This is a genomic window from Haematospirillum jordaniae, assembly GCF_001611975.1.
In the GTDB taxonomy this organism is placed as follows: Bacteria; Pseudomonadota; Alphaproteobacteria; order Rhodospirillales; family Rhodospirillaceae; genus Haematospirillum; species Haematospirillum jordaniae.
Genome location: NZ_CP014525.1, coordinates 1,907,762 through 1,933,680 on the forward strand (window position 1 = coordinate 1,907,762; position 25,919 = coordinate 1,933,680).

At 51.7% G+C, this 25,919-nt stretch carries 20 protein-coding genes and 1 tRNA gene; 8 read left to right on the plus strand and 13 right to left on the minus strand.

What is annotated here, in order from left to right; genetic code table 11:
* Positions 1-154: 154 nt before the first annotated feature.
* The 4 genes from AY555_RS09000 to AY555_RS09015 all read right to left on the minus strand — a co-directional run bounded on the left by AY555_RS09000 (position 155) and on the right by AY555_RS09015 (position 4,904).
* Positions 155-2,155 carry an acetyl-CoA carboxylase biotin carboxylase subunit gene (locus AY555_RS09000; protein ID WP_066135814.1) on the minus strand — a complete coding sequence of 667 codons (2,001 nt, stop codon included), beginning with the start codon at positions 2,153-2,155 and terminating at the stop codon, positions 155-157.
* A 30-nt stretch (positions 2,156-2,185) separates the two neighbouring features.
* On the minus strand, positions 2,186-3,721 hold the full coding sequence (locus AY555_RS09005; protein ID WP_066135816.1) for an acyl-CoA carboxylase subunit beta: 1,536 nt from the start codon (positions 3,719-3,721) through the stop codon (positions 2,186-2,188).
* Positions 3,722-3,891: 170 nt separating this feature from the next.
* Complete coding sequence (locus AY555_RS09010; protein ID WP_066135818.1) at positions 3,892-4,674, minus strand: 3-hydroxybutyrate dehydrogenase; 783 nt, start codon at positions 4,672-4,674, stop codon at positions 3,892-3,894.
* Positions 4,647-4,904 (minus strand): DUF1192 domain-containing protein, encoded by a 258-nt coding sequence (locus AY555_RS09015; RefSeq protein ID WP_066135821.1) that lies wholly within the window; start codon positions 4,902-4,904, stop codon positions 4,647-4,649. The genes AY555_RS09010 and AY555_RS09015 overlap by 28 nt, the downstream gene beginning before the upstream one ends.
* 93 nt (positions 4,905-4,997) lie before the next feature.
* Here AY555_RS09015 and AY555_RS09020 point away from each other — a divergent pair, with 93 nt between their 5' ends.
* Both AY555_RS09020 and AY555_RS09025 read left to right on the plus strand, forming a co-directional pair.
* Complete coding sequence (locus tag AY555_RS09020) at positions 4,998-5,996, plus strand: NAD(P)H-quinone oxidoreductase (RefSeq protein ID WP_066135824.1); 999 nt, start codon at positions 4,998-5,000, stop codon at positions 5,994-5,996.
* A 145-nt stretch (positions 5,997-6,141) separates the two neighbouring features.
* Complete coding sequence (locus tag AY555_RS09025) at positions 6,142-6,810, plus strand: DUF1013 domain-containing protein (RefSeq protein WP_066135827.1); 669 nt, start codon at positions 6,142-6,144, stop codon at positions 6,808-6,810.
* Between the two features lie 59 nt (positions 6,811-6,869).
* On the opposite strand, the gene AY555_RS09030 is transcribed toward AY555_RS09025, so the two are convergent.
* Positions 6,870-8,684 (minus strand): M3 family oligoendopeptidase, encoded by a 1,815-nt coding sequence (locus tag AY555_RS09030; RefSeq protein ID WP_066135830.1) that lies wholly within the window; start codon positions 8,682-8,684, stop codon positions 6,870-6,872.
* 174 nt (positions 8,685-8,858) lie between these two features.
* Between AY555_RS09030 and AY555_RS09035 the strand changes: the two genes are divergently transcribed.
* The gene (locus tag AY555_RS09035; protein WP_322099081.1) at positions 8,859-10,661 is read left to right on the plus strand and encodes an AMP-dependent synthetase/ligase; all 1,803 of its coding nucleotides are present in this window, start codon (positions 8,859-8,861) and stop codon (positions 10,659-10,661) included.
* 260 nt (positions 10,662-10,921) lie between these two features.
* Positions 10,922-14,389 carry an indolepyruvate ferredoxin oxidoreductase family protein gene (locus AY555_RS09040; protein WP_066135833.1) on the plus strand — a complete coding sequence of 1,156 codons (3,468 nt, stop codon included), beginning with the start codon at positions 10,922-10,924 and terminating at the stop codon, positions 14,387-14,389.
* 73 nt (positions 14,390-14,462) lie between these two features.
* Here the strand turns inward: AY555_RS09040 and AY555_RS09045 are convergent, their stop codons facing one another.
* Entirely contained in the window at positions 14,463-14,705 is a 243-nt protein-coding gene (locus tag AY555_RS09045; RefSeq protein WP_066136850.1) for a DUF2312 domain-containing protein, read from the minus strand.
* Positions 14,706-14,846: 141 nt separating this feature from the next.
* On the minus strand, positions 14,847-15,665 hold the full coding sequence (locus tag AY555_RS09050; RefSeq protein WP_066135838.1) for an N-formylglutamate amidohydrolase: 819 nt from the start codon (positions 15,663-15,665) through the stop codon (positions 14,847-14,849).
* Between the two features lie 196 nt (positions 15,666-15,861).
* Between AY555_RS09050 and pyk the strand changes: the two genes are divergently transcribed.
* Entirely contained in the window at positions 15,862-17,286 is a 1,425-nt protein-coding gene (gene pyk / locus AY555_RS09055; RefSeq protein ID WP_066136852.1) for a pyruvate kinase, read from the plus strand.
* A gap of 195 nt (positions 17,287-17,481) precedes the next feature.
* On the opposite strand, the gene ykgO is transcribed toward pyk, so the two are convergent.
* On the minus strand, positions 17,482-17,607 hold the full coding sequence (gene ykgO / locus AY555_RS11595) for a type B 50S ribosomal protein L36 (RefSeq protein WP_081628433.1): 126 nt from the start codon (positions 17,605-17,607) through the stop codon (positions 17,482-17,484).
* 810 nt (positions 17,608-18,417) lie between these two features.
* Positions 18,418-18,972, minus strand: coding sequence for an isochorismatase family protein (locus AY555_RS09065; RefSeq protein ID WP_066135844.1), 555 nt, complete (start codon positions 18,970-18,972; stop codon positions 18,418-18,420).
* A 224-nt stretch (positions 18,973-19,196) separates the two neighbouring features.
* Here AY555_RS09065 and AY555_RS12310 point away from each other — a divergent pair, with 224 nt between their 5' ends.
* The 3 genes from AY555_RS12310 to AY555_RS09080 all read left to right on the plus strand — a co-directional run bounded on the left by AY555_RS12310 (position 19,197) and on the right by AY555_RS09080 (position 22,081).
* Complete coding sequence (locus AY555_RS12310; RefSeq protein WP_082811977.1) at positions 19,197-21,122, plus strand: DEAD/DEAH box helicase; 1,926 nt, start codon at positions 19,197-19,199, stop codon at positions 21,120-21,122.
* A 33-nt stretch (positions 21,123-21,155) separates the two neighbouring features.
* A complete protein-coding gene (locus AY555_RS09075; protein WP_066135847.1) occupies positions 21,156-21,896 on the plus strand; it encodes an alpha/beta hydrolase in 741 nt (246 codons plus the stop codon).
* A 93-nt stretch (positions 21,897-21,989) separates the two neighbouring features.
* Positions 21,990-22,081, plus strand: a tRNA-Ser gene (locus AY555_RS09080).
* 166 nt (positions 22,082-22,247) lie between these two features.
* On the opposite strand, the gene hchA is transcribed toward AY555_RS09080, so the two are convergent.
* The 4 genes from hchA to AY555_RS09100 form a co-directional block, all read right to left on the minus strand.
* Positions 22,248-23,114 carry a glyoxalase III HchA gene (hchA, locus tag AY555_RS09085; RefSeq protein WP_066136853.1) on the minus strand — a complete coding sequence of 289 codons (867 nt, stop codon included), beginning with the start codon at positions 23,112-23,114 and terminating at the stop codon, positions 22,248-22,250.
* Between the two features lie 201 nt (positions 23,115-23,315).
* Positions 23,316-24,500: a Na+/H+ antiporter NhaA gene (gene nhaA / locus AY555_RS09090; protein ID WP_066136855.1), complete on the minus strand. Its 1,185-nt coding sequence runs from the start codon at positions 24,498-24,500 to the stop codon at positions 23,316-23,318.
* Between the two features lie 164 nt (positions 24,501-24,664).
* Complete coding sequence (locus AY555_RS09095; RefSeq protein ID WP_066135850.1) at positions 24,665-25,126, minus strand: YccF domain-containing protein; 462 nt, start codon at positions 25,124-25,126, stop codon at positions 24,665-24,667.
* Positions 25,127-25,167: 41 nt separating this feature from the next.
* Positions 25,168-25,893 (minus strand): polysaccharide deacetylase family protein, encoded by a 726-nt coding sequence (locus AY555_RS09100; protein ID WP_082811978.1) that lies wholly within the window; start codon positions 25,891-25,893, stop codon positions 25,168-25,170.
* Between the last annotated feature and the right edge of the window lie 26 nt (positions 25,894-25,919).

A 25,919-nucleotide genomic window follows, 5' to 3' on the forward strand; every position in this document is an offset into this window, starting at 1 on the left:
CCAGATGTTTGCGAGTCAGAACTGCCTGACTGTAAAGGCTGTTTGTGCGCCTGACCAGCGTCATTCCGATGTGCGCGACACATTGTCAAGAAACGGCAAATATTGTGCGAAATTCAAGCCCGGGTAGATCTTAATGTATACATATGGGTATCAGTTATGAAAATTCCATAATCACCTGATCAACCGAGACAGAACCACCAGCAGTGACATGAATCTTTTTGACGGTTGCATCCTGTTCGGCACGCAGGACATTTTCCATCTTCATCGCTTCGACAACAGCCAATCTTTCCCCGGCTTTTATAGTCTGCCCCTCGGACACATCAATGCTGATCAGAAATCCCGGCATTGGTGATAGCAGAAATCTGGAAAGATCAGGCTTGGCACGAGAGGGCATCATACGATTCAGCGCAGCAACATGCGGTTCAAGAACGATAATATCGGCACAGAATCCATCAAGATGCATCTGAAAAGACGTACCTTTACGTTCCACCTGCGCCACAACACTTTTTCCATTCACCGTGCCGTGCCATATGGGATCACCAACCTGCCACCCCGATACAACATGGTGAGCATGCCCCCCACAAAAAACGGACCAAGCATTTAATCCTTCGACGCACGACTGACGCTCAAGCTTAACCTCCAGATCACATGAACCAAAAAAACGAACAACAATACTGTCGCCTGTCACCTTTTTGGACGGGTTTCCATGTTGACCGGGAAACAGAAATACCCTTTCTGCGTACAAACGATGAGCAACAGCCATGATACAAGCCATCGTAACCCTGTAAGCAGAAGATGGAGCCGTTGACACAATCTCCCGCCCGTGCACATCCAGAAAACCTGTGGTACAAGCACCATTTCTGAACGTCTCGTGACGTACAATAGAGCACAAAAATGGGATGTTACTGGTAATGCCCCGAATGTAGACTCCCCCGAGTGCAGTCTGCATACCACGAAGAGCGGCATCCCTGTCCTGCCCCCACGTCACCAGCTTGGCAACCAAGGGGTCATAGTGGACAGAAATCTCCCCACCTTCACGAACACCACTGTCAACCCTGACCCCTGTTTCCGGCTCTGGTTCGCGGTAACGAACCAGACGACCACTCGAAGGGACGAATCCACGCCCAGGATCTTCAGCATAGATACGACTTTCCATCGCCCAACCCTTCAGGACAATCTCGTCCTGGGACAGGGTCAAACGTTCCCCGGCTGCAATTCGTATCATCCACTCAACCAAGTCCAGGCCGGTCACACATTCTGTAACCGGATGCTCAACCTGAAGACGGGTATTCATCTCAAGAAAATAGAATTGACGTTGTTCATCGACAATAAACTCAACCGTTCCTGCAGAGCGATAGCCAACTGACCGGGCCAACACCACAGCCTGATGAACCATGGCCTGCCGCAGGGGACCGTCCAGAAAAGGAGAGGGTGCCTCCTCTATTACCTTCTGGTGACGTCTCTGGATAGAGCATTCCCGTTCATAAACATGCAAACAGGTTTCACCATCGCTGAGAATCTGGATCTCTATGTGCCGTGGATTGCTGATATACTTTTCGAGCAGTAGACGATCATCGCCAAAAGCAGAGCGGGCTTCAGAAGCGGCACGACGGAAGCCCTCCCGGACGTCCGCTTCGGTATGTGCGATACGCATACCCTTGCCGCCCCCGCCGGCAGAGGCCTTGATCATGATGGGCAGCCCAATATCCCTTGCAATACCAACCGCACGATCCTCTGTTGACACCGCTCCGTCATAACCAGGTATGACAGAAAGTCCAGCTTTCCTAGCCAGCTCCCGGGATCGAATCTTATCTCCCATCAAACGGATGGCCTCAACTGGCGGACCTATAAAGACTATACCTTCTTTCTGTAGAGCCTCAGGAAAAACACTGTTCTCCGAAAGAAAGCCATACCCGGGATGAACGGCGTCCGCTCCGACATCACGACAAGCTTGGACGATACGATCAATCACCAGATAGCTCTGCCGCGCTGGGGCAGGACCAATGCATACCGCCTCATCCGCCATATCGACATGAAGGGCACCTGCGTCAGCTTCGGAATAAACGGCAACGGTCGCAACGCCCATTTTGCGAGCAGTACGAATAATGCGGCAGGCAATTTCACCACGGTTTGCAACCAGAATTTTTCTGAACATGCTCCCCCCCCTATTCGTCACATGTCCATTTCAAAGCGGGATATTGCCGTGTTTGCGCCATGGATTTTCTATCTTCTTTCCCCGCAGCATAGACAGTGATCGACACAAACGCTTCCGTGTTGCATGTGGCATGATGATATCGTCAATAAAACCGCGAGCACTGGCAACGAAAGGGTTGGCAAATGTGCGGCGATACTCATCTGTGCGAGCCTGTATTTTTTCATCATCATCACGCTCATGACGAAAAATAATCTCAACAGCCCCCTTGGGCCCCATCACCGCAATTTCGGCCGTCGGCCAAGCATAATTGACATCACCACGCAGATGCTTGGATGCCATAACATCATATGCCCCGCCATATGCCTTACGGGTAATGACCGTTACCTTGGGAACCGTTGCCTCGGCATAAGCGTACAATAGCTTGGCTCCGTGCCTGATAATTCCCCCATGCTCTTGGGATGTGCCGGGTAAAAAACCCGGCACATCAACGAATGTAACCAAAGGAATATGAAAGGAATCACAGAAACGGACAAAGCGTGCGGCCTTGCAGGCACTGTCAATGTCGAGGCAACCGGCCAAGACAAGAGGTTGATTGGCAACCAACCCAATGGTTTGTCCATCTAAGCGAGCAAATCCTGTCATGATGTTGCGGGCATGATCAGGGGCAATCTCATAAAAATCACCCTCGTCCACCACTTTGGTAATCAACTCCCGCATATCATAGGCAGCATGTGGATTTGACGGCACAAGCGTATCAAGCGAGGGCTCAGCCCTGTCCACAGGGTCCTGCGTTGGACATTCCGGCGCGCCGACACGGTTGCTTGATGGGAGGAAATCAATCAACCGTCGCACTTCGAGCAACGCCTCAACATCTGTTTCAAACGCTAGGTCTGCAACCCCTGACCGCCCCGTATGGATTGCAGCTCCCCCAAGCTCTTCGGCGGTCACGGTTTCATGTGTAACGGTCTTGACAACATCCGGACCTGTTACAAACATGTAGGATGTTCCCCGGACCATTGCGATAAAGTCAGTCATCGCAGGCGAGTAGACAGCCCCACCGGCACAGGGGCCCATGATAACGGAAATCTGCGGAATAACGCCGGAAGCCAAGACGTTGCGCTGGAACACATCCGCGTAGCCGGCAAGGCTGTTCACCCCTTCTTGGATACGTGCCCCACCCGAGTCATTCAGCCCGATAACCGGCGCACCAACACGCATTGCCTGATCCATAATCTTGCAGATTTTCTCGGCATGTGTTTCTGAAAGGGAACCACCAAAGACCGTAAAATCCTGACTGAACACAAAGACAACACGGCCATTGATCGTCCCGTACCCGGTTACAATACCATCACCGGGAACAGGATCTACCTCGGCCATACCAAAGTTGGTACACCGATGTTCCTTGAACATATCCCATTCTTCAAAAGAACCAGCATCAAGAAGAACCGCAAGCCGCTCCCGCGCTGTTAGCTTGCCTTTCTTGTGCTGATTATCGACACGTTCCTGCCCACCCCCCATACAGGCAGCAGACCGCTTGTCTTCAAGTTGCCTCAAAATATCCTGCATGGGTGCACCTCGCTTCCCGGAAAAAACTGGCAATAGCACTCATAACAGCGGCAACCTTAGCCAACAGGCGCGACACCACTGCCTATTTTTAAGGCATACCGTAGAAAACAAGTCATTTCAGAGTGAAACAGGATAAATCAACAGAGTTATACACAGATTGCGTGGACAGGTTACTGGGCCGTCCAGCCCCCATCGACCGACAGGGTCGTACCCGTGATGTTATGAGCAGCATCCGAACACAAGAATGCAGCCAAAGCTCCAATATCTTCCGGTGCAGAAAATCTCATGGAGGGCTGCTTCTCACCGACAAGGGAACGAACACCATCGTCCAGCGTCCCACCGATAGCTTTGGCTCTGGCCTCGATCTGCGGCTCAACCAGCGGCGTACGCACCCACCCTGGACAAATAGCATTGCAGGTAATATGGCCCTCGGCATTTTCTAGGGCCACAACCTTGGTCAATCCGACCAGACCATGCTTGGACGCCACATAGGCCGCCTTATTGACAGAAGCTACCAGACCGTGCGCCGATGCAATATTGATGATACGGCCCCACCTGTTTTTCTTCATGCCCGGCAATGCCGTCCGGATGATATGAAAAGCAGACGAAAGATTGACAGAGAGAATTTGCTCCCACTTCTCGACAGGAAAGGCCTCTACAGCTGAGACAAACTGGATTCCTGCATTGTTGACCACGATATCAACGCTTCCAAAAGCCTTGATCGCCTCATCAACCAGAAGCGAGCACTCGCTTGGTTTGGACAGGTCAGCTGGACAAAGACGCACATCCACCTTGTAGCGCCCCTCCAGCTCACCTCTTGTTCTTTCCAAGGCAGCAGCGTCACCAAGACCGTTGAGCATAACACGCACACCTTGGGCCGCCAGGCTTGAAGCTATTCCAAGCCCTATGCCGCTGGTTGATCCCGTCACCACCGCCGATTTACCCTTGAGCATAACCCCCTCCCCCTTTTCTTGTTCAGTCGGACTCTTGTCAGGCCCCCCCCGGACCTGAACAAGGTCTCGGCAGCCTGCCTAGCTGAAACCTTGTTCTCGATAACCCCATGCACACGCACAACCTCTGCCTCAAGGGTCGTGATATAATCCTGTAACTGCTCTATACTCATGGCACCCAGATCAGGAAAACAGATCAGGGCCGCTTGTGAAAGAGGATCATCCATGTCCATCACGGTTACTCCCCCGTATCGCACATGGACAAGAAAGTATCAGACCCTGACAGCACCGCAAACCTTCCACTTTCATCAGGACTCTCTTTTCTCATGTCACAGCCCGACCTCATGCGCTGTATAGAAATTTCCACTCCCGGTGATCCGGATGTCCTGCGCTTGGCAACACGCACCATTCCAACCCTCAATGCAGGGCAGGTCTTGGTGAAAGTCGATTATGCAGGGGTCAATCGTCCGGACGTCCTGCAACGGGAGGGAAAATATCCGCCTCCGCCGGATGCATCGGATATACCCGGGCTGGAAGTATCCGGCACCGTTGTTGCGACCGGACCGGATGTATCTTGGCCCCTGCCCGGTACAAGCGTAGCCGCACTGGTGGCAGGGGGTGGATATGCCGAATATGCCGTGGCAGACAGCACCCTGTGCCTTCCCGTAGCTGGTACACTGAAGGCAGAAGAAGCAGCAGCTCTTCCAGAGGCCTTGTTCACGGTATTCCATAATGTCCTTGAACGTGGACAGCTTAGACCTGGTGAAGTCTTTCTAGTCCATGGGGGCGCCTCGGGTATCGGAACAACAGCGATACAAGTTGCCCGCTCCATTGGGGCGATGGTGTATGCAACAGCAGGATCAGAAGACAAATGCGCCACATGCCTCCGGCTGGGGGCAGATCTTGCCATAAACTGGCGCAATGAAGATTACACCGCAGTCATCAAGAAAGCAGGCCGCGGCGTAGACGTCATCCTAGACATGGCCGGGGGCGAACGGATCCAGAAAGATATCCGCCTTATGAATCCGGACGGAAGGCATATCAACATTGCCTTTCTGGAGGGATCAAGGGTTGAGTTGGACCTTATGCCCGTCATGCTGAAAAGGCTGACCCTGAGTGGATCTACCCTACGTTCACAGTCCACTACCGCAAAAGCCAGAATGGCAGAGACGATTCGACAACAGCTATGGCCCCGGGTCCTGAAGGGAGACATCCGTCCCCTGCTGCACAGCACATTTCCGTTGGAACAGGCTGCAAATGCCCACCGCCTTATGGAGAGCCGCACCCATGAAGGGAAAATAGTGCTATCAAACAATTTAAGATAATACAGTCTTGGCAAATCCCCCCAAACACTCCATATTTTTCCCTAATTCGTCCTGCAGTGGGGCACACCCCTTGTCCGGGGCTGCAATTTCCCGTAAAGAAGCACGACGCTTACCGTTCAAAGACACATCCGAAAGGGACAACACAATGGCGCTGCCTCTCATGCCGAAGGCAACGGCCGTCTGGCTGGTAGAAAATACATGCCTCTCGTTCGAGCAAATTGCCGCCTTCTGTGGAATGCACGAACTGGAAGTCCAGGCCATTGCCGACGGTGAGGTAGCTGGCGGAATCGTCGGTCTTGACCCCATCGCCAATGGTCAGTTGACGCGGGCCGAAATTGCCCGCTGTGAGAAAGACGATGCCCTGCGCCTGCAACTTTCGGCATCTGATATTCCGCGCCCTCAGGCCCGCTCCAAGGGAGCACGTTATACACCTGTGTCAAAGCGGCATGACCGCCCGGATGCCATTGCCTGGATCCTGAAGCATCACCCTGAACTGTCTGATGCCCAGATCTGCAAATTGATCGGCACCACAAAGCCGACTATTGAGTCAGTCAGAAGCAAGACACACTGGAATGCCACGGCCATCAAACCGCGTAATCCGGTTATTCTTGGCATGTGCTCCGAAGCAGACCTAGAAAAAGAAATTGCCCTAGCTCCACGTCGTGCCGGCGGCACCGTTCCGCAGGTTGACTACGGCAACGAGCCGGAAGAAAGAGTTGAGCACCACACCCGTAAGGAACAGGAAGAAGAAATTCCTGCATTCCTCCGCAGCAAGCCAAAAGCGGACACGCGGGATGAGGACATCGAACTCTAGTTTTTCCTGCACAGTTTTCTTGGTAAAAAGGCCGCTGCGGACAGCGGCCTTTCTTGTAATCAATCCATAGCCTGAAGATCGTCAATAAAGCCCTCGATCACAGACAATCCTTTTGCCCAGAAGCCGGGATCAGACGCATCAAGGCCAAAGGGTTCCAGCAATTCCCGATGACGCAGTGTTCCTCCTGCGGACAGCATGTTCAGGTATTTGTCCTGAAAACCCGGCATGCCTTGCTCGTAAACACGATACAGACTGTTCACCAGACAATCACCAAACGCATAGGCGTAGACGTAGAATGGCGTATGGACAAAGTGTGGAATGTAAGCCCAGTAATGCTGGTATTCCGCATCAAAGCGGAAAGCTGGCCCCAAACTCTCGGCCTGGGTCTGCATCCAGATCTCGCCAATCCTGTCTGTCGACACCTCTCCTATTGAACGACGCTCGCTGTGCACTCTTCTCTCGAATTCGTGGAAAGCTATCTGACGCACAACGGTATTCAACATGTCTTCCACTTTGGCAATCAGCAGAAAACGGCGACGTCTTGCATCAGTCTCGGCATCCAGCATGGCGCGGAATGTCAACATTTCCCCGAAAACAGAAGCAGTCTCGGCCAAGGTCAATGGCGTGTCAGACATAAAGCAGCCTTGACGGCCAGCCAAAATCTGGTGGCAACCATGTCCCAGTTCATGGGCCAAGGTCATGACATCACGCCCTCTTCCCATAAAATTGAGAAGAAGATAAGGATGTACGCTGGGAACTGTTGGATGAGCAAAGGCACCAGATGCCTTGCCCGGACGTGCAGGCACATCAATCCATGCATTATCAAAAAAACGCTGTCCGACAGCGGCTAGTTCGGGAGAAAAACGCCCGTAGGCAGCAAGAACAAAGTCCGCTGCTTCCTTCCAGCTCCAGGTCCGGCTGCTGTCCCCTGGTACCGGCGCATTACGATCCCAGTAATCCAGAACATCAACACCGAACCACTTGGCCTTCATCGCATAATACCGATGTGACAAGCGCGGAAAGGAATCCTGCACGGCAGAAACCAAGGCATCGACAACAGGTTCTTCAACCTGATTGGCAAGATTACGGGCAGCCATAGGGCTTTTGTAACCACGCCAGCGGTCATCAATTTCCTTGTCCTTGGCCAGAGTATTTGTAATCAGCCCGAACAGACGAATATTATCACCCAGAACCTGACCGATACTTTTAGCGGCACTCTTCCGGCGCTGTGGATCGGTTTCACCCAGCAGATGAGTGGCTTCGGTGATAGTCAGGTCCTTGCCATCAGTAGGAAACCGCAGCGACGCCATGGTTTCGTCAAATAGACGAACCCAGGCCCCAGCGCCTGTAATCCCCTTCTCACTCGACAGCTTCTCCAGTTCATCGGAAAGCTGGTGGTTCTTGCTCAGGCGGACATCCCGGATCCAGGGAGCATACCGCGCAACCACCGGATCTTCCGCCAACCGTGCAGCTAATGCATCATCATCCATGCGATTGATTTCCAGAACAAAGAAAAGCGTTCTGGTCTGAACCTCGGTTGCCTTCTCGTTGATATCCTGAACAAACCGTCCTGTTTCAGGATCTGTTACATGACCGGCATGCAGAAGCTGGGCATATGACAAAATACGGTACAGGGTTTCACACAAGGCTTCATACTCAACAATAGCCGCCCCAAAATGGGCCGCACTGAGCGCACCAACTTTTCCCTGATAACTAGCTTCAAAATATTTGGATTGCGTGTCAACCTGACTAAGATCCGCTGCCAATTCAGCTGAATCACGGCCCGGGTACAAATCTGACAGATCCCATTCCGGTACCCCGCTATGGGCTGCAGAACCCGTTCCCTCACTGTCACGGTTGATGATTGGCAACATCCCATTATCTCCTTATGATCCCCGTTTCATGGGGCGGAACAAAAAGATGACGACAGCTCCCACACACAGTAAGCCCGTTGTGGTGCTGCCGCCTAGTTTATGGCACCCAGTGTGCCGAGACTCGAGGATTTCTACAAGACCGGACAAAAGAACCGGCCCATCAGGAGAAGGCATTTGAGGGGACGTGCCGTCAATTATGAAACCACAACCAGTCTGGTTTCCATGTTCTTCGAACAGGCCGCATTCTTTGGTCCTGCCCCCTTTCTGTGGAGAGTGGTCAAGGGATCTTACTGCCCGATAAGCTGGGAAGAAGCAGCCGTAACAGTGCGATCCCTAGCCCATGGACTGACTGAGATTGGAATCAAAACTGGTGACCGCGTTGTCTTGGTCTCGGAAAACCGTCCGGAATGGTGCCTTGGCGATCTGGCCATCATGGCCGCCGGTGCCATTTCCGTCCCAGCCTACACAACAAATACACCGAATGATCACAGGCATGTGTTAACCGATTCAGGCGCCCGCGCCGTTATTGTTTCCAGCGGTCGGCTGATGCGACCTCTGCTACACGCAGCAGCCCACATCGCACACCCGCCGCATGTTATCCTGATCAACGCGGGGGATCTGAAGCAGAATCCGGGGGTTTCGCTGTTCTTTTGGGACGACTTAATTGCACAAGGAACCACGAAACAGCATCTTTCCTTGCCAACCCTGCCGCAACGTACAGATACAGCCTGTATCATCTATACATCCGGAACCGGTGGGGCACCCAAGGGGGTTATGCTATCCCATGCCTCTATTCTTGCCAATTGCAGGGGCGCCCATGATGTTCTGGTCAAGCTGGGATTGGGGCAAGAACGCTTTCTTTCCTTCCTGCCACTCAGCCATGCCTATGAGCACAGCGCGGGGCAATTTTTTCCAGTTTCGATCGGGGCGCAAATCTATTACGCAGAAAGTATTGATGCGCTTGGCCGCAATATGGCCGCAGCAAAGCCAACCCTTATGGCCGCCGTACCGCGCATTTATGAAGTCATGCGTACAAAAATGCTGCGATCGGCAGAAAAAAGTTCAGGCATCAAGGCTTGGCTGTTTCACAAGACCCTTAGTCTGGGCACAAAACGTTATTGCCATAAAGCACGACTTGGCCCCGTGGAAATCCTGATAAATGTAATCTGTACACTTCTTGTACGACGGAAAATTGCAGCAGGCTTCGGCGGGCACCTGAAAGCCTTTGTATCAGGCGGTGCTCCTCTTAATCCTGACGTCGGATACTTTTTCACAGCCTTGGGGATCCGCATTCTTCAAGGATATGGGCAAACTGAGGCAGGCCCCCTGATTTCAGTCAATACGCCGGACAATCCAAAAATGGAAAGCGTTGGCCCTGCCCTGAATGGCGTTGAAGCAAAGATCGCAGAAGACGGAGAGATTTGCGTCAGGGGCGAAATGGTCATGCAGGGGTACTGGAACAACCCAGAAGCAACGGCTGCGGTTATTGACCCTGATGGATGGCTTCATACAGGTGATATCGGGCATATCGACCCGGAAGGACACATCTTCATCACAGACAGAAAAAAGGATATTATTGTCAATTCCGGCGGTGACAACATATCTCCGCAAAGGATAGAAGGTTTCCTGACATTGGAGCCTGAAATTGCACAGGCCATGGTTTACGGGGACAAACGCCCGCATCTGGTTGCCCTTGTCGTTCCAAGTGAAGAATTGATCAGTGCTATTGCAGCAGCAAAGGGCGTACCCCCCGATCTGACTGCACTGACCAAGGAACCGGAAATACTGCGGCGTATCAGTGCCGCCCTTGAAAGGGTCAATAAGGAACTCTCCACCATAGAGACCGTGCGCCGCTTTGTCATTGCCCCTGAAGCCTTCACCATCGACAATGCCATGCTGACGCCTACTCTGAAAATAAGACGCCACGTTATCCTTGAGCGATGGAGGGCGACTCTGGATCAACTCTATCGGTCGTAATAGATGATTCTTGCCCGCCTTACAGTACTTGGGTGCAGGCAAAACAATCTTTGTTCTTCTATGGACCAGAAGAAAACATAAAGATACGCCAAATGCGTTGGCCTCATCAAATCAGAGTCCATAACAGGTCAGCATAACAGTCCTATTGTATTTTCCCCTACTCTCCCTATCCTTTTGCCGGGGACCATATACCGCAAGATCAAAATGACTGCGGAAAGAGGACAGCCTGAAAAAAGAAAGGCTGTTCCAGGGAGGAAAACATGGGGATTGATCATCGCGTCACTCTTGAAGACAAGTATACTGCATCATCCGGACGAATCTATCTGTCGGGGATTCAGGCCTTGGCCCGCATACCCATGACACGGCACATTCTGGACATCGGGAATGGCCTTGATACCGCCGGCTTTATATCGGGGTATCGTGGATCCCCGGTCGGCACTCTTGATACAACGCTACTTGCAGCCCAGAAACACCTTGAGAAACACCACATCGTATTTCAGCTTGGGCTTAACGAAGATCTTGCGGCAACAGCCGTGTGGGGAAGCCAGCAAGGGACCATGTTCCCGGGACAACGGTATGATGGTGTCTGTGGATACTGGTATGGCAAAGGCCCGGGTGTTGACCGATCCGGCGACGTCTTCCGTCACGCGAACATGGCAGGAACAAGTCGGCATGGCGGGGTTGTGCTGTTCTCCGGCGATGATCATGCCGCCAAATCATCCACTGTCCCCAGCCAGACTGACTATACCTATATGGATCTGCAAATACCGGTTCTATACCCGTCAAATGTTCAGGATATCCTAGACTATGGGGTTATGGCGATTCAGATGAGTCGCTACTCCGGATGCTGGGTTGCCCTGAAATGCGTCAGCGAGGTTCTGGACAGCTCATCAACGGTTGAAGCTGATCTTGGGCGCTATGTCTTCTCAGACCCTGAACCGGTAAACATGCCCGAAGACGGTCTTCATATCCGCGTACCAGACTCACCACTGGAACAGGAATACCGCCTTATAAACTACAAAATTCCGGCAGCCGTGGCCTTTGCCCGCTACAATCGGATCAATTTTGTTTCCTTTGACGCCCCTGCTGCACGTATTGGCATTATTGCGGCAGGAAAAAGCTGGCTGGATACCCTGCAAGCTCTTGAGGACATGGGCATCAAGGAAAATGAAGCCCATGTCCTTGGCCTAAGGCTCTTCAAGGTTGGCATGCCGTGGCCTCTGGAACCGGATGGCATCCTCTCTTTTGCAAAAGATCTGGAACATATTGTTATTGTTGAGGAAAAGAGGCCTGTTATTGAAACACAGATCAAGGAACTGCTGTACAATCAGCTTCGGCATAACGCCCCCAGAATAACCGGCAAACACAGCCCCACCGGAGAGCCTGCTTTTCAAGCCAATGGGGAACTGGGACCAGATCAGATTGCCCTTGTCCTCGGCCCCATTCTTTCCAGCATAAACCCTCTTGCCTCGATCAAGGAACGCTTGCTCTTCCTTGAACGTGCCAAACACTATGAACCCATAGCGATTAAAAGAATTCCTCACTTCTGCGCTGGCTGCCCACACAATACATCAACAAAGGTACCCGAAGGATCACGGGCAATTGGTGGCATTGGCTGCCATTACATGGTGACGTGGATGGACCGGTCAACCAGCACATTTACCCAGATGGGAGGAGAAGGCGTCCCCTGGGTCGGGCAAGCCCCCTTTACCGAAGAAAAACATGTATTTGCCAACTTGGGGGATGGTACCTATCTTCATTCTGGCCTTCTGGCCATACGCCAAGCAATCGCAGCTAATGTCAATATAACCTACCGTATTCTGTTCAATGATGCGGTGGCCATGACGGGTGGACAACGCTTCGATGGCCCACTAACAGTTCCGTCCCTAGTTGCACAGGTTGCAGCTGAAGGTGTCAAACGCATTGCCATTGTTTCCGATGCACCCAAGGCATTCCGAAAAATTATGCCATCCCTGCCACCCAACACGACACTTCACCACCGCGACACACTGGATGAACTGCAACACCAGCTGCGCCACTCACCGGGCGTCAGCGTCCTGATTTATGAACAAACATGTGCCGCCGAGAAACGCCGTCGTCGTAAAAGAGGCAAAATGCCGGACCCTGACAAACGGGTCTTTATTCATGACCTTGTCTGTGAGGGATGTGGAGACTGTGGCTCACAGTCCAACTGCGTTGCCATAGAACCCTTGGAAACAGAATTTGGGCGCAAAAGAAAGATCGATCAGTCTTCCTGCAACAAAGACTTCTCGTGCATCAAAGGCTTTTGCCCCTCATTCATTACAGTCACAGGCGCGAAACTACGGCAACGCCAAGGAAGTGTATATCTCTCAAACCTCGAATGCCCTCCCGAACCTATAATTCCCGCCATTGAATCTGGAGCCTATGACATTGTTATCACAGGGATTGGTGGAACAGGGGTCATTACCATATCAGCGTTACTTGGCATGGCCGCCCACCTGGAAGGCAAAACAGCCTCGGTTCTCGATCAGGTTGGACTCGCCCAAAAGAATGGCGCTGTTATCAGCCACCTGCGCATCGCTCAATCGACAGACAATATACACGCTGTCCGTATTTCCCCAGGCAAGGCACATCTTGTGCTGGGATGCGATGGTCTGACAGCAGCGGGTCATGATGCGATTCTCAGGATGAGTTTCGGCCACACCTCGGCTGTCATCAACACACAGGAAACCATGACAGCAGAGTTTACGCGTAACCCCGATGCTGTTTTCCCCGGAACAGACATTATTCAAACGATTGAACGCACTGTCGGCAAAGAGCGTGCCTCCTTTGTCAAGGCATCAGAGCTGGCCACAACCCTGATGGGAGACAGCTTGGCAACCAACCTGTTCCTGATTGGTTATGCTTGGCAGAAGGGCCTTATTCCCCTCTCCCGGGAATCGATCATGAGAGCAATAGAACTCAATGGTGTCAGACCTGAGTTCAATCGCATGGCATTTACGTGGGGGCGTCATACCGCCGTAGCACCAGAACAGGTTGCCGACATAGCCTTTCCGGACAAGGTACCAGCGCACCATAACTCATCAGAAACACTGGATGATATTATATCCCGGCGTTCTGTATTTCTGGAAAGCTGGCAGGATCGCCGTTGGGCCAATCATTATGAAACCAGCATCAAAGAACTGCGCAGGGCTGAAGAAAAGCTGAGAAACAACAGTACAGCCCTGACTGCCGCAGCCGCACGCTCCTTGTTCAAGCTGATGTCCTACAAGGACGAATACGAAGTTGCCCGCCTGTATTCCGACAGCAGCTTCATGTCTAACCTGAAGGCTCAATTTGAGGGGAAACTGAAGTTGACATTCTATCTTGCACCTCCCCTTCTTGCACGCCGCAATCGTAAAACCGGGCATCTTGAAAAATCAGCCTTCGGGGGCTGGGTTTTGCCCGTCATGAGAATTCTAGCCCGGATACGAACAATAAGGGGAAGTTGCATAGACCCTTTTGGCTATACCGCTGAAAGGAAGATGCAACGACAACTAATCACCGACTTTCAGGCATTGCTTTCAGAAATCGCTTTAAACCTAGACATCGAGAACTTGGATACCGCCGTCAAGTTAGCCTCACTACCGCTTACCATGCGGGGTTACGGCCACGTACTGGAAGACAATGTACGCAAAGCATACCAGAAGCAGGATCAGCTTTTGACGGAATTCCGGACAAAGCGACACGCCATGGAAGCTGCCTAGGGGCCGTTTCTCTTCCCTGAAGAAAGGCTTCTATCGCCTTCTTCAGGGAAGTATGCGCTCTGATGCTTTGTGCTCAGACCCCGACAGCCATACGGTAGAGTGTTAGTAGCTGCTCTTCCTCCTCCAGTTCGTGGGGCTGCTTTTTACGCAAACTTATAACCTTGCGTATGATCTTCACATCGTATCCCATTGATTTTGCCTCTCCATAAATGTCCTTTATGTCAGAGGCAATATTGGTTTTTTCTTCTTCCAGCCGCTCAATACGCTCAACAATTGAGCGCAGCTGCTCGGCTGCAGAATTATCCATGCTTTCCATATGCAGATGTACCTCGAATGTGCACGGGCAACAGAGGCAGAAAAAGCCCCCGACCCCGGGCTTGGCCACGGGTTTCACAGTGCCTCTGTCTTACTCCGAACCATCCCGGTTTGGTCAAGAGAAAGGACACCCGTTAGGCCATTAATAATGACAAACCCTGTGCACATCAGGGTGACCGACCAACGACCCCAGAGCCTCAGCAAGGCGACAGGCCCATACATGTGCCTTATCCTTGGTATCAATTTCATCCTGCCGAACTTCGATGCCCACATGAGGTAACCCAGCAGAAGCTGCATGCCGATCAACAGTAAAGGCAATATCACGCCCGCTGTATGGTTGATTATCTCCAATACAAGATCCGTCATCACATGCACGCAGCCCGTCCATCAGTGGAACCGCAAGCCGGGGGTCACGATTCCACAAAATCCCCACCTGCCAAGGACGGGGGGGATGCTTGATCGACAGCAGCTGCGGTGTAAAAGAGTGAATGGAAAGCAAAGCCGGTGGTACCGTAGGACAACGACGCCACATATGAGCCAGCGTATCAGCCACTGCCTGATGATAGGGGTTAAAGATATCCGTTGTACGGACTTCCTGCCCTGCCTCGGATAAACCGCAGTTTCCGGGAACAACGGTCCCGTCAGAGGACACAGGAATTGAATCCGGGTCTCCGGGCAACCTGTTACAGTCAATGACCAAGCGCGAATAACCACACAAGACAGCAGGCGCATTCAAGAGAAGAGATAGGGACATGGTCAGATCAGCTGACCCAATATCCCAAGCGATATGTCTTTGTTGATCGGCAGCAGACAATCCAAGCCCACCAAGACAGCGTGGAATACGGTTGCTGGCGTGATCTGCCACAAGCAACACGGGGGCTTGCCCACCCGGATTAAAAATCTCGAAAGGAGCGGGCTCATCTGCATCAAGCAGCGAGGCAGTATCAAGAAACGTAACCATATCCAGTGTACCAAGGCATAAATTTATAGAAACAACCTAAAGAAAAACGCTTTAGCATCATCACACTCTCCGGCAGAAAATCACAGGTCGCTTTTGCGTCTGTGTCCTGCTAAAAACATGACCTCATAAAAGAATTCAGATGATCACCCGGGACTTCATCAATCCTGCATCACCCTATGAAAAGAACAGTAATTCCATGAGACGCGAACGCCACGCCAAAATCATTGCCACCCTCGGCCCTTCGTCCTCAACGGCCGAACAAATTGAAATGTTGGCACGCACAGGTGCCGATGTTTTCCGGCTGAATTTCAGCCATGGATCACACGAGGATCACCGGGCCCGTTATAATATGATCCGGGCTGCTGAAGAGAAAACCGGACGGCCGATCTCCATTATCATGGACCTGCAAGGCCCGAAACTACGGGTCGGAACCTTTGCCCAAGGGAAGGTTACTCTTGAGAATGGCCAAGATTTTTGTCTGGACATGGATAAAACTCCTGGCGACAAGACCCGTGTCTGCCTTCCACACCCGGAAATTTTCGCTGTACTGAAGGTCGGCACCGAGCTCCTGATGGATGACGGCAAGATCAAGGTACGGGTTATAGCGCGCGGTGAGAATCACGCTATGACAACGGTTGTTGTCGGCGGCACTCTCTCCAACAACAAAGGCCTGAATGTTCCCGGTGAAGTCCTCCCCATTTCTGCCTTGACCGAGAAAGACAGGAAAGATCTGATGTTCGGCCTTTCTCTTGGTGTGGACTGGGTCGCCCTATCGTTTGTGCAGCGGGCAGAGGATGTGGCGGAAGCACGCGCCCTAACAGGCAATCAGGTTGGCATTATTTCCAAGCTTGAGAAGCCACAGGCCATCACAGCCCTGCACGATATCGTAAACCTATCCGATGCCGTTATGGTTGCCCGAGGCGATCTGGGAGTCGAGTGTCCACCAGAAGTGGTTCCCATCCTGCAGAAGAAAATTCTGTCTGTCTGCCGCCAACAGGGAAAACCCGTTGTCGTGGCAACCCAGATGCTGGAAAGTATGATCAATGCCCCGACGCCAACCCGTGCTGAAGCGTCTGATGTTGCCACAGCTGTCTATGATGGAGCCGATGCTGTCATGCTTTCGGCGGAAACTGCAGCAGGACAATACCCCGTAGAAGCTGTTTCAATCATGAGCAAGATCATAGCCAGTGTTGAACATGATGAAACATATCGCCAAATTATCAATTCCCATCCCTTCAAACCTGAAAATACCGCCGCTGATGCCATCTGCGCCGCAGCAAGCCAGGTTGCATCAACAGTTGAAGCCAAAGCAATTGTCACGTTTACCTCGTCTGGCTCTACAGCCTTCCGGCAAGCCCGGCAACGGCCCCCCGTACCCATTCTGGGCCTGACTCCTGATGTCCGGGTTGCCCGGCGACTGGCCCTGGTTTGGGGTATTCACGCCGTAACAGCTGAAGGCGTTCGTGATTTCGGGGACATGGTGCAAAAGGCAACCCGGCTTGCTGAACGGGACCAATTGGCACAAGCTGGAGACAAGGCCGTCATCATTGCAGGTGTCCCATTCGGCACCCCCGGCAGCACAAATGTCCTGCGCATAGCAGAGATTGGCGACAATCTATAAGCTCCCTATAAGCTCCAAGCCGCAATAAACAGGGTAGCCCTGAACAGGAAAGGGCCACCCTGTTTTAGGATGCATTAGATACGAACAATAAAAAAGCCACGCTTTTGCGTGGCCCTTCTACGGATACTGACTGCTAAATCTCACTAAGAGATCAAGCAAACAGGAACCTATCAAAACATAGCACCATACAAGATATCAGCCTTGACGCACTTTCATGCGCGGATTCTTCTTGTTGATAATGTACACGCGGCCCTTGCGACGAACTACACGGCAGTTCTTGTCACGAGTCTTGGCCGACTTAAGCGAATTCCGGACGCGCATAACTCCAACACCCTCAAACACTTTCTGGTCTGGAAAGAGCGCGCACCCTATATCCTTGCCCCACAGCTGTCAAGCTTCACTTACCTTTGTACATCAGAAATCAAACCAGCTTCCCGGACCGGTAACCAGCAGCATAATGAGACTGTCAGGGAACAGGTCCTGATAGCCTAGGGATCAGGCCAATATAAACAAATAATAACAATATATTATACACATATTACTACTATCGTGGCGATTAAGACTTATATCTTTGGTAGTAAATAGTAACTTTTATATCTATATATAGCTTATAGTGGCCGAAGTAGAACAAAGCGAAGACGCTACCTCCCAACTTGGCAACAAGGAGGTACCTTTGCCCAATGTATAAATTTATTGCCGTCTATCATTACGATAGAAAACTCAATAAGAATGCTACCTTGTGCCGCTCCTTTTTGGCTACAGGATCAGCTATGCACCGTAAACTGACTTTGACGTTGGCAACGTCGATGATGATGTTTCCCTAGGTGGTGGAAACCATTTACAGCCCGGCGCTGACGCACATTGCTGACGAGTTCCAGGTGAACGCCGAGATGGCGGCGCAAACGCTCTCTTGTTACTCTTTCTCGCCTTCGCTCTGGGGGTGGTGGCGTGGGGACGGATGCGCGACCTGATCGGACGTCGTCCCGCCATATTATCCGGACTGGCGCTGTATCTGCTGGCGTGGCGTGTAGCGAGCACCGACGGGCGATGCCGGAAAGCGAACACGCCTGAACAGAGTATCAGATGCCAACTGGATGCTTTAAAGGCATTAACAATGCCCCGTTTCTCTTCCTAGCGGATCAAGCTATCCACCAGAGTACGGAAAACGGGGCTATCTGCTGTACCAACCCATTCAAAAAGAAGCATTTCTGTTGTCACAATCTGACACCCCAACGCTTGCATGCGGGCCATGGCGGCCTGTTCCTCATCAACATGACGTGATGAGCAGGCATCAGAAACCACGTATACACGATAATCCGCAGCCATAAGATCCAGAACGGTCTGGAGAACGGAAACATGCGCTTCTACGCCGCCAACGATAACGGATCGCACATTTCTCCCTGCCAACTGGGTTGTAACAGAATGCTTATCTTGGTCAGCCATACAGGACAGGGTACGGCGGGCAACAGGAAGATAATCCGAAAGGAGATCGCGCAAATCAGGCATGACAGGCCCAAAGATGTCGGGACACAACTCGGTCACAATGGCAGGAATCCCGAATATGGATGCCCCCCTCAGCAATCGGGCGCAATTAAAGATAACCTTGCGAGGGTTATCAACAACCGGGCACCGCCCTTCCTGAACATCAATTATAAACAGGACAGAATCCTGTACCTGCGCCCTCACTGCACTACCCTCCCCATCTGGTATTCATGCTTATTCAAGATAGCGCGACGCAGCATTAGCAATCAAAGATAAATATGTTATGACAAGGGACTGCGGCAATGATTGACAGAGCCGGAGGACTATCTATTATCGCCCCCCAAACTCCATGATGATGGAACCGGGCATGGGCTTGTCCATGCCACCGCCGCTCCATCGCCAACTGTACAGGCCGCGCTGCGACTTCCATGAACTTTGCCGATCTGGGCCTGAGCCCTGAAACACTCCAAGCCGTTACCGAAGTAGGATACTCAACGCCTACCCCCATCCAGGAACAGGCAATCCCTTGGGTTCTAATGGGCCGCGATGTCATGGGCATTGCCCAGACCGGAACCGGCAAAACGGCAAGCTTCACCTTGCCCATGATCGATATTCTTGCCAACGGACGCGCCAAGGCGCGCATGCCTCGGTCCCTTATTCTTGCCCCCACGCGGGAACTAGCAAACCAAGTAGCCGAGAACTTCACCCTGTACGGGAAGTATCACAACCTTTCAATGGCGCTGCTTATTGGGGGAGAGAGCTTTACCGAGCAGGAAAAGCTTCTTGACCGGGGCGTCGATGTTCTTGTGGCAACACCTGGTCGACTTATAGACCTCTTTGAAAGAGGTCGGATTATCCTGCGCGATGTAAAAATTCTGGTTATCGATGAAGCTGACCGCATGCTGGATATGGGCTTCATTCCTGATGTTGAACGCATTGTTTCCCTTTTGCCTCCACTGCGGCAAACCCTGTTCTTCTCGGCAACGATGGATGACCAAATTCGTAGGCTGACAAACGTGTTCCTCAACAATCCCAAGGAAGTTAAGGTCGCGCGCCAGGCTACTGCAGCTGAAACCGTGCTTCAAAAAATGCTTGTTGTTCAATCCGGCGCAAAACGAGAAACCCTGCGGCGTATTCTTCAGATGGAAAACGTCCGGAATGCCTTCATCTTTTGTAACCGCAAGCGCGATGTCTCTATTTTGCATCGCTCGCTCAAGAAACACGGCTTTGACTGCGTACAACTGCATGGGGACATGGCCCAATCCGAACGGACTGCAACACTGGCAACCTTCAAGGCAGGGGAAATCCGACTGATGGTCTGCTCCGATGTGGCAGCCCGAGGCATTGACATTGCCGATGTCTCCCACGTTTTCAATTTTGATGTCCCTCTCCACGCCGAAGACTACGTGCACCGCATTGGTCGCACAGGTCGCGCCGGACGCGATGGCGTTGCCTGGACCATAGCAACGGAAGAGGATGCGAAGCTGGTTGCCTCTATTGAAAAGTTGACAGGCAAAGAAATACCCCGCGTTGCCATTGAAGGGACAGATCAAGCTGTTCCCTTGCCCGAGGCACGCAATGAAAGCAATCTGCGCAGACAACAGGAAGACATGAAATCAGGCAACGCCCGTGGAGAGCGACGCCCACGTGATAACAGACGACATGAGGGGCGTGGACGTGACAAGACACACCCTGCCTATGAAGTTGCAGAAATGACCTTTTCCGATAATGCGGTTGCCTTCGGCGGAATAACGCCTTCCTTCCTCCTTGCCCCACTGACACGTACGGAGGAAAATGCCCTGCGTGTGGCATCAGGCCTCACCCCCTTACCCGCTCCCTTTCCTCCTGAAGAAAAAGAAGAAAAACCGGGCAGGAACGTAGATCCGGGTGCACAGGTGACAGAACTGGCAGAAGAACAAAAGCCTTTCGCTGTACAAGAGGAAGATACAATCGCCTCTGAGGCGGAACGTCCTGTCAGCACACGCCGTACACGCAAGCGTCCCTCCAGAAAGCGGAGCGCATCAGCATCTGCCGAGCCGGAAGATACCGGGTCGGAATCTGCAGATGAACCTTCCGAGGCCAGCGAACCCCCCAAGAAGGACTCTGCGCCTCGTCGAAAAGCGCGCCGCGGTTCCAGTCCAGCCTCTGAAGGAGCAAACCAAGTACATGATAACGCTGTAATAGACGAAGGCGATAGTGCGACATTAAAAACCCCTAGGAAGTCGACACGCCGCCGATCCCCCTCTGCTGCTAAGGCCCAGGAAACAACTGAAGAGACGGTGCCCGCCAAGAAGCTTGCAAAACGGCGCACCCCTGCCAGGATTGCAAAGAAAGCAAAAGAAAAACCGGAATAACAAAACTACGCACAGTCAACAGGGATGCCCTCAATGTCTCTTTCCGGGCCGGAATACCGTCACCCCGCCAACTCCGCTGTCCGGCAGGCAGTCATTCTCTTGCACGGATATGGCGCTGATGGTCATGATCTTATCGGGCTTGCCCCGCAGATGGCAGAATCCTTGCCCGGAACGGCCTTCTACTCTCCACATGCCCCTGAACCTTGTGAAATGTCTCCTGCAGGTCGACAATGGTTCAGCCTTGCTTCTTATGACCCAGAGATGATGCGGCGGGCGCCAGAAATCATGTCCCCTATCCACGCCCGCCTGCTGCAAGGCGCACGCACAGCAGCCCCATGCCTACATAGCTTTATTGAGAGTATTAGCGAGAAGGAGCAGCTTCCATTAGAGCGCATTGCCTTGGTTGGATTTTCGCAAGGGGCGATGATGGCTATGCACGTGGCACTGCGACAAAGCACGTCCTTAGCTGCTGTCGTTGGTTTCTCTGGAGCCTTGGTTGGCGCGGAAGTGCTTCATGATGAAGTCACTGCGCGCCCCCCCGTGCTTCTCGTACATGGCGATGCTGACTCTGTGGTCCCCTATCCGGCAATGGCATTTGCTGAACGGGCTCTGCGGGAGAACTGCGTTGATGTGAATACCGTCACATGCCAAGGATTGCCTCACGGTATTGATACGCATGGACTATCACATGCTGTCCGCTTTCTAACGCAACACTTTAGCCTTGAAGATAATACAGCGGGTCATCTGCATGACTTGGAAACACGTGAGCCCTGAAAAAATTTCAGTATCTTTCTTTAACATATTGACCTCTAGTTCATATTTCGATAGAAAGCACCGTGTTCAGCGTCATGCGCCATGTGAATTCAAGGAGCGGTGGGTGAGTGGCTGAAACCAGCAGTTTGCTAAACTGTCGCACGGGGTAACTCGTGCCGAGGGTTCGAATCCCTCCCGCTCCGCCATATTCGCTCTGTAAAGCCTTGATTTATAAGGCTCTGAAAAAAGAGAAGCTGCTTTGTCCCACACTTCTGCGCTATAAGAATCGGCATCATACTCTTGTGGTTAATCTTACCTGCCCCATAAGATCATAGAAAATAACCTTGGAATCTGGCCGCATTATTAACAGAATCAATCCCTACCATTCACCTCGGCCAAAAGCTCCTGCGCAGCCATCTTGCCCAATGCGTTCCCGGCAAGCGGACTGTCACCAGTAAGGATCTTTCCATCCTTATGGACTTGCCCGGAAATTTGGTTATTGAGTATTTCAAAGCCCAGCCGCTTCAGCTTCTCACCAAACTTCCATGTCAGATGCCCTGGCATATAGCCGATCTCCGGTGTTTTCGCGTCCATTGCATCGGGGAAGGCAACAATCTTTTTGCCTCTATAAAGAAGACTCTCTTCGCCAACAGCCAAAAAAGCTGCAGGCCCGTGGCAAATAGAGATCAGGAATTTATTCTTTTCCGCAACCCATTCCAGTAACGCCCTCATCTCAGAGCTCTCAGGCAAGCCTATCAGGGCACCATGTCCACCTGGTATAAAAACGCCTATGTAATCAGAATTCTGACCAAGAGCCGTCCTCACAACATCCCCTAACCGCCTTGGGCTCTTCATGGCAGCATTATACTTTTTATATAACCCCATCACTTCCGTATCCTGACGGGGCATTGCCCATAACTCGAACTTTATCGGATAACCAGAGAGGGTAGAAAAATCGAAACCAAACCCAGCCTTATGAAGATGATACATGGGAAGTAGAGTTTCTATTGGGTGGTTTCCCGTAGAAAAGAAAGTTCCATTATCAAGCAGAAGGTAGCGCTCATCCGCGCCAATGACCAACACCTTCCAGCGCCCACCCTTATATGCGCTTGAATATTCTGCATCAGATAGGTTGGAGATCTGAGAGGTAAATTGCGCGAGGGAATAGGGAGAGGGAAAGAAGGCATTATCCTCTGCGGCATCAGGCGTTGGATTCATATCGCTCTTGTCAGAATCCATAATCCGCTCCATGCCCATTTATTCTGATGTTGATATAATATATCGATCAAAACTCACAGAGTTACAAATAGTTTTAAACTAATATCACCCAATATATACCTGAAGATAATCGGTACAATGATCGCCTTCCTTAAAATGAACGTGCTTTTGCACAAGCTCTTGGTGCCACAATCCCTAGCAGCACCAAGGCGCAAGCGTCAGCTAGGCTAGCTCTTCAGCCTTATCCACAGGCGTCGCTCTCTTAAGGATAAGCAACCCGACAAGGGCCGATAGCAAAGACCCCCCCAGAACACCTAGACGAATTTCAGCATCATGAAGGCCAGAAGGGAATGCAAGCGTGCCAACAAACAAGCTCATGGTAAAACCAATGCCCGTAATAACAGACATCCCATAAAACTGAGCCCACGACACCCCTTTAGGCAAGGCCCCAATGCCACGAACTGACGCAAACCAAGTAAAGGTCATAACACCAACCTGCTTTCCAATGAAAAGCCCCAGACCAATACCAAGCGTAATAGTGCTGAAAACAATATCATATGTAACGCCAGCCAGTGAAACACCCGCATTAGCAAATGCAAAGATCGGCATAATCCCAAAGGCAACCCATGGATGAAGCGCTTCCTCGACATGCTTCAAAGGAGACTCTGAAGCTTGGCCAGATCCACACAAAGGAATAGCCAGCCCAAGAACAACACCCGCCAATGTGGCGTGAACGCCGGACTTCAGCACACAAACCCACAAAAAAACACCAACAAGAACATAGGGGGTTATTCGATTAACTCCTGCCTTGTTGAGGCTGAACAAAACCATGATTGCTATAACAGCCAGCCCCAGAGAAAGCATGGAAAGGTGGCTGGTGTAGAAGAATGCAATAATAATAATGGCTCCAAGATCATCCATGACCGCCAAGGCCAAAAGAAAAATCTTGAGCGTAGCCGGAACTCTCTTCCCTGCAAGAGCCATAACCCCCAAGGCAAACGCTATATCGGTTGCCGCGGGAATAGCCCACCCTGTCAACCTATCAGGCCACGCCATATTGAAAGCGATATAGACAAGAGCAGGCCCTATCATACCGCCAAGCGCAGCAATGCCAGGCATCAAGGCCTTCTTGCGGGATGATAATTCTCCTTCAAGGACTTCTCTTTTAATTTCAAGGCCTACCAAAAGGAAAAAAACAGCCATAAGCCCATCATTGATCCAAAGCAGCAGGGGCTTGTCTATACCGGCTCCATTGAAGGTCACGGCAAGTTTTGTCGTCAGAAAGTCCTGATAAAAGGGTGCCCCCGCACTGTTGGCTAAAAGAAGGGCTATACATGCCGCGCCGACAAGGCAAAGCCCCCCGGCAGCCTCCATATGCATGAACTTCCGGATCATCGACAATGCCATACCAAGAAACCTTTCTTTTTCTTTCAAAACTACCAACCCTATAGAAACAATGAATAAAGTACAGATCCTCCTGCATCAACCAAAAAGGCCCCTCCTCCTAACGGTATGATGACCTTTCCCTTGCGTGCAGGCCTCAAACGAAAAAGCACGTTCTTTGGGTTTGACTACAAACGCGGCCCCGTCCCTTTGGGGATCTCAACAATAGCTTTTCCTACAGGGAAGATGGAAATCCACGCCAACTTCAAATGCGCCCATGCCAGCGGCAAACCAATAAGAGTAATAGCGCAAGCCAATGCAGATGATATGTGACCCAATGCCAGCCACCAACCGGCAAGGACAAACCACAGCACATTGCCCAGAAGACCCAAGACCCCCGTCCCGATATCACGTTCCCCGTATAAATCTTGGCGGTCAACAGCCATACGGCCAAAAGGCCATAACGAATAAAACGCAATATTGAGGGAAGACCTGACCCAAGGAATCCCCACAATAGTCAAGGCCATCAGGCAAGCGGCCAAGACCCAGCCCAAGAACATCACGAAACCACCAAATACAACCCAGGCCACATTCAAAACAAGAACAATAAGATCCGGGGATTGGGGATACTCTGCGCTGTTTTGTCTCACAAAAATCTCCCCTTATCGACGCGCGTTAAGACTATCGTCGATTATAGCAGGAGGAAACGATTCAGGATGCTTGGCGTTAAACATATATCCATGGGACAGGCGCGCAGCCCTCTTTTAGCTAGTCCCTTCAAAAACTGCTCGGTCAAAATCAATGATGTTTCAGCACGCACGGAGCTGTCTATATCAAAGGCCATATCGTGCAGCAACATCACGGCCCCTTCCAAGCTGCCCGTATCCAGTGCGGCATCAATCCGCTTCTGTCCTTCTAGGCGGACCTCATCAGGTGTCTTGCAGAGACGTGCCAAGCCGGGATCATCAACATGCAATGACCAGTGAGCAATCTGGGCAGAAGGCCAGAACGCGCGAATAGCATGATGGACTTTTGGATTACGATAGCCACCAGCATAAGGGAGACGGACAAGATAAGGATCTGGCGTCGGACGGAAACGTGCCAGCAACTCCTCTCCCCTGAGAAGGTCGGCTTTCAGACGTTCAGGACCGGCATAATCAAGACGAATATGGTCCCACCCATGAGCATAAACCGGATGCCCTGCCCGTACAATGTCTGCTACAAGATCAGGGTACTGAACGGTCCGGCACCCTGATAGAAAGAAGGTTGCTCCGGCATTATACTCCGACAAAAGCTTCAATACTCCGGGCGTCGCCTCCGGAGTAGGGCCGTCATCATAAGATAACCCGACCCTCCCATCACCATGAGAGAGTCGACGAACAATAGGCAACCAGCGGGCGAGAAGATCAAATTTCATTGCACTCAATATTTTTCCGGAAAAAC

Excerpts from the sequence above, each read along its gene's own strand:
- AY555_RS09000 (WP_066135814.1), bottom strand. The coding sequence starts at position 2,155 with ATGTTCAGAAAAATTCTGGTTGCAAACCGTGGTGAAATTGCCTGCCGC.
- AY555_RS09005 (WP_066135816.1), bottom strand. The coding sequence starts at position 3,721 with ATGCAGGATATTTTGAGGCAACTTGAAGACAAGCGGTCTGCTGCCTGT.
- AY555_RS09010 (WP_066135818.1), bottom strand. The coding sequence starts at position 4,674 with ATGCTCAAGGGTAAATCGGCGGTGGTGACGGGATCAACCAGCGGCATA.
- AY555_RS09015 (WP_066135821.1), bottom strand. The coding sequence starts at position 4,904 with ATGGACATGGATGATCCTCTTTCACAAGCGGCCCTGATCTGTTTTCCT.
- AY555_RS09020 (WP_066135824.1), top strand. The coding sequence starts at position 4,998 with ATGTCACAGCCCGACCTCATGCGCTGTATAGAAATTTCCACTCCCGGT.
- AY555_RS09025 (WP_066135827.1), top strand. The coding sequence starts at position 6,142 with ATGGCGCTGCCTCTCATGCCGAAGGCAACGGCCGTCTGGCTGGTAGAA.
- AY555_RS09030 (WP_066135830.1), bottom strand. The coding sequence starts at position 8,684 with ATGTTGCCAATCATCAACCGTGACAGTGAGGGAACGGGTTCTGCAGCC.
- AY555_RS09040 (WP_066135833.1), top strand. The coding sequence starts at position 10,922 with ATGGGGATTGATCATCGCGTCACTCTTGAAGACAAGTATACTGCATCA.
- AY555_RS09045 (WP_066136850.1), bottom strand. The coding sequence starts at position 14,705 with ATGGAAAGCATGGATAATTCTGCAGCCGAGCAGCTGCGCTCAATTGTT.
- AY555_RS09050 (WP_066135838.1), bottom strand. The coding sequence starts at position 15,665 with ATGGTTACGTTTCTTGATACTGCCTCGCTGCTTGATGCAGATGAGCCC.
- pyk (WP_066136852.1), top strand. The coding sequence starts at position 15,862 with ATGAGACGCGAACGCCACGCCAAAATCATTGCCACCCTCGGCCCTTCG.
- ykgO (WP_081628433.1), bottom strand. The coding sequence starts at position 17,607 with ATGCGCGTCCGGAATTCGCTTAAGTCGGCCAAGACTCGTGACAAGAAC.
- AY555_RS12310 (WP_082811977.1), top strand. The coding sequence starts at position 19,197 with ATGAACTTTGCCGATCTGGGCCTGAGCCCTGAAACACTCCAAGCCGTT.
- AY555_RS09075 (WP_066135847.1), top strand. The coding sequence starts at position 21,156 with ATGTCTCTTTCCGGGCCGGAATACCGTCACCCCGCCAACTCCGCTGTC.
- hchA (WP_066136853.1), bottom strand. The coding sequence starts at position 23,114 with ATGGATTCTGACAAGAGCGATATGAATCCAACGCCTGATGCCGCAGAG.
- nhaA (WP_066136855.1), bottom strand. The coding sequence starts at position 24,500 with ATGGCATTGTCGATGATCCGGAAGTTCATGCATATGGAGGCTGCCGGG.
- AY555_RS09100 (WP_082811978.1), bottom strand. The coding sequence starts at position 25,893 with ATGAAATTTGATCTTCTCGCCCGCTGGTTGCCTATTGTTCGTCGACTC.